At 32.5% G+C, this 2,999-nt stretch carries 2 protein-coding genes and 1 pseudogene; 2 read left to right on the forward strand and 1 reads right to left on the reverse strand.

Annotated elements, in window-relative coordinates; translation table 11 throughout:
- Window positions 1-634: 634 nt before the first annotated feature.
- Together urtC and urtD are read left to right on the forward strand one after the other, a co-directional pair.
- Window positions 635-1,780 (forward strand): urea ABC transporter permease subunit UrtC, encoded by a 1,146-nt coding sequence (gene urtC / locus F6K22_RS37360; protein ID WP_293109830.1) that lies wholly within the window; start codon window positions 635-637, stop codon window positions 1,778-1,780.
- 29 nt (window positions 1,781-1,809) lie between these two features.
- Window positions 1,810-2,544: an urea ABC transporter ATP-binding protein UrtD gene (gene urtD / locus F6K22_RS37365; RefSeq protein ID WP_293109832.1), complete on the forward strand. Its 735-nt coding sequence runs from the start codon at window positions 1,810-1,812 to the stop codon at window positions 2,542-2,544.
- A gap of 100 nt (window positions 2,545-2,644) precedes the next feature.
- Here the strand turns inward: urtD and F6K22_RS37370 are convergent.
- Window positions 2,645-2,999, reverse strand: a pseudogene (locus F6K22_RS37370) (transposase); the annotation flags it as partial.

Consider the following 2,999-nt stretch of genomic DNA (forward strand, 5'->3'; position numbering starts at 1 on the left):
TGGGAAAGCGATAGATATAACTATCTAAAATTAATTGGAGTAGCTATTTTTAAGCATATTCGATCAACATCCACCTTTTTGTAGCATTCTTTTTTCAAAGTGGTATAATTTCAATCTCAATATCTTCCCCAATTAGCATAAATACAGCGCATTCGGTGGTTTATGAAGTACAGTAGTACGAATCGTTTTTAAATAGTTTTTGAAGCATGGAATTAAGTTTTCATTACTTATTAAGCTAATCTACTAGAATTAGAATGACTGTACTAGACTTATATGGAATAAGCTGTATATTCTTACTACGCTCATCTAATTCTATCAAGTTAATTGGTAAATAAAATCTTGTTCCCCAACGATAGGGTATAACGTTGTAAAAGTTGTGCTTGTGTAGGAATAATTTTTCCTCCAAACGCTGAACAAATAATACAGCAGATTCCAGAGTAATCTGGTACAACTGACGGGGTAAATATTTTTTGTTTATTCCCTATTCTGCTGGACTGACACATCTAAAATGGTGCGTTACGACTGGTTGTTAAATTTCTTTCACAGTCTAAATTTTAGCATCATTAAATACCCATCCTAGAAATTCTGCTCTCCATCTTCACTATTTCCCATTCCCTACTCCCTATTCCCTAATATGATCAAAAATAAATATCAGAAATTATTAATTCAAATTTGCATAATAGGAGTAATAACTTTAATCTTTGCCATCATAATGCCATTAGTTTTACCAGGATTTAGATTAAAATTATTAGGGCGTTTTCTCTCCCTAGTAATTGTGGCTTTAGGTATAGATTTAATCTGGGGTTATACTGGTTTATTAAGTTTAGGTCATGGCATATTTTTTGCACTAGGAGGTTATGGTTTAGCAATGCACCTGAAATTACAATTACCAGAAGGAGAATTACCAGAATTTTTTACTCTTTATGGTGTAGAAAAACTCCCTATATTTTGGCAACCTTTTCACTCATTTCCTCTAACAATTTTAGCAATTATAATTGTTCCAGCTATGACCGCAGCGATTCTCGGTTATCTAGTGTTTAAAAATCGAATTAAAGGAGTTTACTTTTCTATTCTTACTCAAGCTGCTTTACTGGTATTTTTTAACTTCTTCAACGGTCAGCAAAAATTAATTAATGGTACAAATGGTTTGAAAACAGATACGGAAAATTTTTTCGGTATTTTAGCAGGTTCAGAACCAGCACAATTAATATTTTATGAAGTGACGCTTGTTAGCGTTATTGTTACTTATTTAATTTGTCGTTGGTTAACCAGTGGCAGATTTGGTCGTTTATTAATTGCTATTAGAGATGATGAAACTAGGGTAAGATTTTCTGGATATAATCCCACTGAATTTAAAGTTTTAGTATTTGCTATTTCCGGGACGTTCGCCGGAATTGCTGGAGCGTTATATACAGTTCAAAGTGGCATTGTTACTCCTAGTTATATGGAAGTAGCTTTTTCAATTGAAATGGTTATTTGGGTAGCTGTAGGAGGTAGAGGAACTTTAGTGGGTGCAATTATTGGTACATTATTAGTTAATTTTGGACGAACTTTTTTAAGTGAACAATTTCCCCAAATATGGTTATTTTTTCAAGGTGCGTTATTTTTATTAGTTGTGACAATATTACCTAATGGAATAGTTGGTTGGTGGCAAGAATATGGTTGGTTGAAGTTGCGATCGCTCCTTGGTTACTCTCACCCACTTATGACCTATCCTAATATAGATGAAAATCCAGAAGTTCAGCTAGAAAAAGAAAAACTGGAAAAACTAGAAAAATAAAAATTAGGTTTATATGAGGTGGAAAATAAGTGGTAGAGAAAATTTTAGAAATTCAAAATTTAACTGTTAGTTTTGATGATTTTAAGGCTCTGAATAATCTCAATTTTACGATGGATATTGGTGAATTACGAGTTATTATCGGTCCGAATGGAGCTGGAAAGACTACTTTTTTAGATGTGATTACTGGCAAAGTTCAACCAACAACAGGAAAAGTTTTATTTAGAGGTAAGAATTTAATTAAAATTCCTGAAGATAAGATAGCTTGTATGGGTATTGGGCGTAAGTTTCAAACACCAAGGGTATATCTGAATTTAACTGTTAGAGAAAATTTAGATTTAGTTATTAATCGCCAGAAAGGAGTAATTGCTACTTTATTTTGTAAGGTTCTTGTAGCAGAGATTAGAAGTGTGGCTGGTTTATTAGAAACTATAGGTTTAGTCGGAAAAGCAGATATTAAGGCTGCTTTTTTATCTCATGGTGAAAAACAACGTTTGGAAATAGGGATGTTAGTTGCTCAATCTCCTGAGTTATTGTTAATAGATGAACCTGTAGCTGGTTTGACTGATGAAGAAACAGAAAATATTGGTTCTATTTTGTTAAATTTGGCTGCTAGTCATTCAATTATTGTGATTGAACATGATATGGAATTTGTGCGTCAAATAGCCAAAAAAGTAACTGTTTTACATCAAGGTTCTGTACTTTGTGAGGGAAATATGGATGAGGTACAGCATGATCCTAGAGTTATAGAGGTTTATTTAGGTTGAGAAACTTCTGGTAGAAGTAGGGAAGAAGGAAGAAGAGGTTTGAAAGAAGTAAAAACTTAAACGAGGGGTAGATATAGTTATTTTAAATAAGAATGAGACACTATTTAGGACAATAATTACAAATAATTTCATCAAGAGATGTGTTGATAGGAGAATACATTCTAGCTCTCTTTAATGCACTAAAATCATGCTCTATATCATTTAAATCAGGAGAGTATTTTGGCAAAAATAGTAATTGGTGACTCCCTGCTTCTAATAATTCTCTAATAAGGTTTTTTCTATGAATTGGTGCATTGTCCATAATTAGTACACTGGGAATTTTTAATGATGGTAATAAATGTTGACTTAACCAGTTTTCAAATCCTACTGCATTCAGGGTTCCTTTAAATATTATTGGTGCAATTTATACTTTTTCCTTTTTTCTTCGACCAGCTACTAAATTTTCTCTTTTCCCT

The organism is Okeania sp. SIO2F4 (genome assembly GCF_010672385.1).
In the GTDB taxonomy this organism is placed as follows: Bacteria; Cyanobacteriota; Cyanobacteriia; order Cyanobacteriales; family Microcoleaceae; genus Trichodesmium.